This is a genomic window from Actinomyces urogenitalis DSM 15434 (genome assembly GCF_000159035.1).
In the GTDB taxonomy this organism is placed as follows: domain Bacteria; phylum Actinomycetota; class Actinomycetes; order Actinomycetales; family Actinomycetaceae; genus Actinomyces; species Actinomyces urogenitalis.
The window spans coordinates 123,344-128,898 of the sequence record NZ_DS999575.1; the positions used below are offsets into that span (position 1 = coordinate 123,344).

Below are 5,555 nucleotides of genomic sequence, written 5' to 3' on the forward strand. Positions count from 1 at the left end.
GCTTTAACTAGCGAAGCACGCTGCCACAGTGGTGGGTGTGCTGACGCCGACAGTGCGCCCACCGGCTCGTGTGCTGTGCGGTGGCGGGTGGGCTCAGCCGGGCGGCAGCCCCGAGGACAGGCCTGCGCTGCCGCCCGGCCCCTGATGGGTCAGTGAGTGGCCGCCTCCAGGGCGACCTCGGCGTCAGGCTCGTGGGTGATGCGGTTGCGCAGGTCGCGTCGCACGATCTCGATGGACCACATCCACACGATGTGGCCGAAGAACTCAGAGAAGTGCTCGGACCAGGTCTGAGCGCCCTCGACCCACGGGAAGGGGTTGGGGGCCCAGCCCATGATCGGCATGAAGATCACGTGGGCGAAGACGTAGACGGCGATGCCGAAGACGGCGCCCTGCCACAGCTTGATCTTGGGGAAGTACTCCGCGGCGATGCAGTAGATGAGGCCGAAGACGATTGCGAAGCTGAAGTGGACGATGAAGGAGTAGATCGGCAGCGGGTTGTTGGAGAAGGTGACCGTCGCGTGCGAGGTCTCCGGGCTCATGCCGAACCACTCCAGCATGGCCTGGGGCGGGTTGGTGTCCGAGCGCAGCCCAGGGGTGCGGGGCGGGAAGGGAACCTCCCAGCCGAACTTGACGATGGCGGAGAAGACGCCGCCGATCAGGCCGACGAGCGCGGCCGTTCCGAGACGACGGCGGTTGGGCTCGGTTGAGCCGAGCAGGCGGGTGATCCAGGTGGGCATGGGAGACCTCCGGGCACGGGACGGCGGCGCCGTCTGGGGAAGGAGGGCGCCACCGGCGGGCCGGGAGACCGTCGGGCGCACGCCCTCGTGGTCGTTACCACCATGACACTGCCGGCCCGCGGCGTCCACGTGAGGCGTGCGTGAGATATGTCAATCGTTAGTCATAAGGGGGGCGCCCTAGAAGTAGTAGGGGAAGGCCGACCAGTCCGGCTCGCGGCGCTGGAGGAAGGCGTCACGGCCCTCAACCGCCTCGTCGGTCATATAGGCCAGGCGCGTCGCCTCTCCGGCGAAGACCTGCTGGCCCGCCAGGCCGTCGTCGGCCAGGTTGAAGGCGAGCTTGAGCATCCGGATGGCCTGGGGAGACTTGCTGGCCACAATCGCGGCGTACTCCAGCGCCTTGTCCTCCAGTGCGGCGTGGTCCACCACCTCGTTGACCACGCCCCAGCGCTCAGCCTCCACTGCGTCATAGGTACGGGCGAGGAAGAAGATCTCTCGCGCCCGTTTGTCCCCCACCTGGCGAGCCAGAAGCGCCGAGCCGTAGCCGGCGTCGAAGGAGCCGACGTTGGCGTCGGTCTGCTTGAAGCGCGCGTGCTCGCGCGAGGCGATGGACAGGTCGCACACCACGTTGAGGGAGTGCCCGCCGCCTGCGGCCCACCCTGAGACCGCCGCGATGACGACCTTGGGCATGGTGCGAATGAGCCGCTGGACCTCCAGGATGTGCAGCCGGCCCGCCCGCGCGGCGTCGATACGAGCCTGGCGTGCAGCCACCTCGGCGTCGTGGGAGTCCTGGTCACCTGAGGCGGGGACGGAGGCTGAGGCGGGGACGGAGGCTGAGGCGGGGACAGCGTCCGAGACCGAGCCAGGATCGACGCCGTCGCCTGGGTGAGTCTCGCGCTCACCAGCCCCCGGCGCGTCGTCGCTCCTCTCGTAATGGTAGCCGTCGCGGCCGCGGATGCGCTGGTCCCCGCCGGAGCTAAAGCCCCAGCCCCCGTCCTTGGGGGAGGGGCCGTTGCCGGTGAGGATGACGGCGCCCACGTCACCGCTCATCCTCGCGTGGTCGAGCACGCGGTAGAGCTCATCGACTGTGCGCGGCCGGAAGGCGTTGCGCAGCTCGGGGCGGTCAATCGCCACCCGCACCACGGGGAGGTCACGCAGCCAGCGGCCGGAGGCATCGCGCTGGCAGCCGCGGTGGTAGGTGACGTCAGTCAGGACGACGTCGTGGCTGGCCGAAGGGCCAGGCTCGCCCGGGGCGCCGGCAGGGTGGTGGGCGTGACGGAAGCCCTCGACCTCACGCCAGCGGGAGGGATCGAAGATCTCGGACACGCGCGCAGGCACGGGGAAGGACTCGCTCATGCGCCACAGCCTAGGTCAGGGGCGCGGCTGCGGCTGGCAAAGGCCCTCGCGCAGGAGGCGGCCTCGATACCCTGTGGGCATGGGGCAGCACAAGGACGCGCACGGGCCTGCTGGCGGCCCGCACCAGGACGACCGTCACGGCGCCGTCCCAGCCGACCTGGCTGGTGGGCGCAGCGCGGGGAAGGACCGTTCCTTCATCCCCGTGCGCGACGGCGGTGGCCGGGTCGACTCCGAGACCGGGCGCCTGCGCGAGGTGATCGTCCACCGTCCAGGTTGCGAGATCGCGCGCCTGACGCCGATCAACGCCCCCTCCCTTCTCTTCGACGACGCCCTCAATATCGACCGGGCCCAGGCTGAGCACGACGCCCTGACTGCGATCCTGCGGGCCGAGGGCGTCCTCGTCCACGACTTCCGCGAGCTGCTGACCGAGTCCCTGGCCTACCCGCAGGCCCGCGAGCTCGTCCTTGCGCAGACAGTCGGTCCCCAGACTGTGGGTGTATCCACCTCGCAGGTCCTCACAGACTTCCTCCAGTCCCTGCCTGACGCTGAGCTGGCCGAGGTGCTGCTGGCCGGCATCACGCGCGCCGAGCTGCGCGAGAGACTCAGCCCCGCGGATGCGCGCACGCTGTTCGACACCACCTTCCTGTCCACCCTGGAGGGCCAGTTCGTCATCACCCCGCTGCCCAACCACCTGTTCACCCGCGACACCTCGGCCTGGCTCTACGGGGGCAAGCACGTCAACACCATGGCCCTGGCTCCCCGGCGCCGCGAGGCGGTCAACTATGAGGCCGTCTACCGCTACCACCCAGCCTTCGCCGGGCGCGGCCTGTTGTGGAGCGAGGAGCACGGGGCCTCGATGGCCACGGTCGAGGGTGGTGACTTCCAGGTCCTGGGCAACCGCAGCCTCGTGATCGGCCTGTCCCACCGCTCCAGCGCCGCTGGGGTCGAGCGCCTGGCCGCCAGGCTCTTTGACGACGGCGTGGCTGACCGGGTCATCGGCGTGCACATGCCCGACCGTGCCTTCTACACCGAGCTGGACGCCGTCATGCACCTGGACACCCTCATGACGATGGTCGCCCCGGACACCTACCTGCGCTTCGAGGGCTTCAAGGAGGTCACCACCGTCGAGATCGAGCCAGGGGCCAGCCACGGCTCCACCAAGGCGCGCAGCGCCGGCCGCTCCTCGCTGCGGGTGACGGTCCATGACGGCGCCGAGATGGACAGGGTCCTGGCCAGGGCCGCGGGGATCGACTCCTTCACCGTCATCAGCCCGGACATGTCGGACGAGGCCGAGGCGCTGCGCGAGCTGGCGCGCGACTCATGCAACGTCGTCGCCCTGGCTCCTGGACGGGTCATCGGCTATGCCCACAACCAGGCCGCCAACGACGTCCTGCGCCGTGCCGGCGTCGAGGTGCTGGAGACCCCGGGGGTCGAGCTCGTGCGGGGGCGGGGCGGCGCCCACTGCATGACCTGCCCCGTCACCCGCGACCCGGTGTGACGCACCTGCTGGCGCTCGGCTTGGGACGGGTAGTGACCACGGCATAGGCTCGCCCGCGGATACTGCGGACCCAGGCCAGGAGGACACGTGAGACACACTGGTGGCGGAGCTGAGCACACTGGCGCTGACCAGCGGCAGCTGAGCCTGGCCCAGGCTGCCCGGGTTCTCTATGAGGCGGGGATCCTGCGCGAGGTCGTCACCACCGACGGGTGGTTCGTGGACCCCGATCACCTGCCCGAGCTCTGGCTGAGCTCGGTGGTCTATGACACCCGGATGATCACCCCGGGAGCGCTGCTCGTGGTCAAGGGCCGCTTCAAGGAGGACTACCTCCTCCCGGCCCAGGAGCAGGGCATGGTGGCCTACGTCGCTGAGCGGGAGTACAGCTCGCTGACCACCTGCCCCGGCCTTATCGTCACTGACGCCCTGGAGGCGATGAGCCTCCTGGCCGCCGAGCTCTACGGTCACCCGGAGCGCGAGCTGACCATCGTCGGGATCACGGGGACCAAGGGCAAGACGACGACGGCGCACCTGGTCCACGCGGTCCTGAGCCAGGTCACCGGTGGGCGCAGCGCGATGTTCTCCTCTAATCACCTGTGCCTGGACGGGCGGACCTTCACTCCCGCGGTGCTCACGACCCCCGAGTCAGCTGACTCCCTGCGCATGATGCGCCAGGCCCTGGACGCTGGCATGACGCACCTGGTCATGGAGGTCTCCTCCCAGGCCTACAAGCTCAAGCGGGTCTTCGGCCTCACCTTTGACGTGGGGGTCTTCCTCAACATCGGTCAGGACCACATCAGTCTCGTCGAGCACCCCACCTTTGAGGATTACTTCTTCTGCAAGCGTGAGCTCATCCGTCACAGCAGGCAGCTCGTGCTCAACGCGGACACGGACTATCACGGCCTGCTGACCGAGGAGGCGCGGCTGGCAGGGGCGAGGACGCTCACCGTCTCGCGTGAGGACGGGGACCTCATCCTCACCCAGGAGGGCAAGGGCTTCACCCTGCGCTACCACGGTCAGGAGGTCGCCGGCTCCGCTGACCAGCCGATGCGGCTGCGCCTGGCCGGCGCCTTCAACCAGGACAACGCCGCAGCAGCAGTCGCCGTGGCCCTGTCCCTGGGATCACCTGCCGGCTCCCCGCAGCTGCGCGCGCTTGAGCAGGTTCAGGTCTCGGGGCGGATGGAGCGGCTCGTGAGCGCTGACGGCGTGGTCGGCTATGTCGACTTCGCGCACAACCACCTGTCGACCTCCTCCCTGCTCGACGAGGTCGAACGGGTCTACGGTCGTGAGAACCCGCGGATCATCCTGGTGTCAGGCTCGACCGGGGGCAAGGCGGTCAACCGACGCCAGGGCATTGTCACCGCCGCCAATGGACGCGTGGACTCCTTCATCTTCACCGAGGACGATCAGGACCGGGAGAACGCCACCCAGATCGCCCGCCAGATGCGCGGCTACGTCACGGACACCGAGGCCTCCACCCAGATCGTCATGCCCCGGGCCAAGGCCATCGAGGCGGCCGTGGGCCAGGCACGTGAGTACCCGGGACGACGCAACGTCATCCTCGTCATCGGTAAGGGCGACGAGGTCTACAACGTCGTCAACGGCGTCAAGCAGCCCTACGAGGGCGACGCCGTCGTGCTGCGCCGGTTGCTGGGCTGAGCCGCCCAAGCCCTCGCCAGACGGCGGTGAGGTCTGAGTGGGGGCGGGGTGATGGGCCTGCAGGCGTGGCGGGTCTGGCGGGAGCGGCGCGAGGAACGAGCGACGCGGATGGTAGCCAAAGGCTCCTCACCCCGCCCCCGCTACTGCCAGGCCGCGGCTCAGCCCAGGCGGCTGGCGCTGGCGCCTGGCCGGGTGACGATCGTCGTCGCCGCGGCCGGGCCACCGGCCTCGCGCTGGTAACGCTCCAGCCAGGCCGTGGCAAAGTCCTCGGCGCCCGGAGCCGGGACGACGGCGTAGACCGAGCCACCCCA

The 5,555-nt window shown here is 69.5% G+C and carries 4 protein-coding genes; 2 read left to right on the forward strand and 2 right to left on the reverse strand.

Translation table 11 applies throughout. The features are described 5' to 3' along the window. Positions 1–149: 149 nt before the first annotated feature. Together HMPREF0058_RS06515 and HMPREF0058_RS06520 are read right to left on the reverse strand one after the other, a co-directional pair. A complete protein-coding gene (locus HMPREF0058_RS06515) occupies positions 150–737 on the reverse strand; it encodes a YagU family protein (protein WP_006548955.1) in 588 nt (195 codons plus the stop codon). 177 nt (positions 738–914) lie between these two features. Continuing rightward, positions 915–2,090 carry a 1,4-dihydroxy-2-naphthoyl-CoA synthase gene (locus HMPREF0058_RS06520; RefSeq protein WP_006548956.1) on the reverse strand — a complete coding sequence of 392 codons (1,176 nt, stop codon included), beginning with the start codon at positions 2,088–2,090 and terminating at the stop codon, positions 915–917. Positions 2,091–2,169: 79 nt separating this feature from the next. Between HMPREF0058_RS06520 and HMPREF0058_RS06525 the strand changes: the two genes are divergently transcribed. Together HMPREF0058_RS06525 and HMPREF0058_RS06530 are read left to right on the forward strand one after the other, a co-directional pair. Beyond that, positions 2,170–3,588, forward strand: a complete 1,419-nt coding sequence (locus tag HMPREF0058_RS06525) for an arginine deiminase (RefSeq protein WP_006548957.1) — start codon at positions 2,170–2,172, stop codon at positions 3,586–3,588. An 87-nt stretch (positions 3,589–3,675) separates the two neighbouring features. Then, positions 3,676–5,244, forward strand: coding sequence for a Mur ligase family protein (locus HMPREF0058_RS06530; RefSeq protein WP_006548958.1), 1,569 nt, complete (start codon positions 3,676–3,678; stop codon positions 5,242–5,244). Positions 5,245–5,555: the final 311 nt, after the last annotated feature.

What these genes read in the sequence shown, in the direction of transcription:
- HMPREF0058_RS06515 (WP_006548955.1), bottom strand. Translation starts at nt 737, where the DNA reads ATGCCCACCTGGATCACCCGCCTGCTCGGCTCAACCGAGCCCAACCGC.
- HMPREF0058_RS06525 (WP_006548957.1), top strand. Translation starts at nt 2,170, where the DNA reads ATGGGGCAGCACAAGGACGCGCACGGGCCTGCTGGCGGCCCGCACCAG.
- HMPREF0058_RS06520 (WP_006548956.1), bottom strand. Translation starts at nt 2,090, where the DNA reads ATGAGCGAGTCCTTCCCCGTGCCTGCGCGCGTGTCCGAGATCTTCGAT.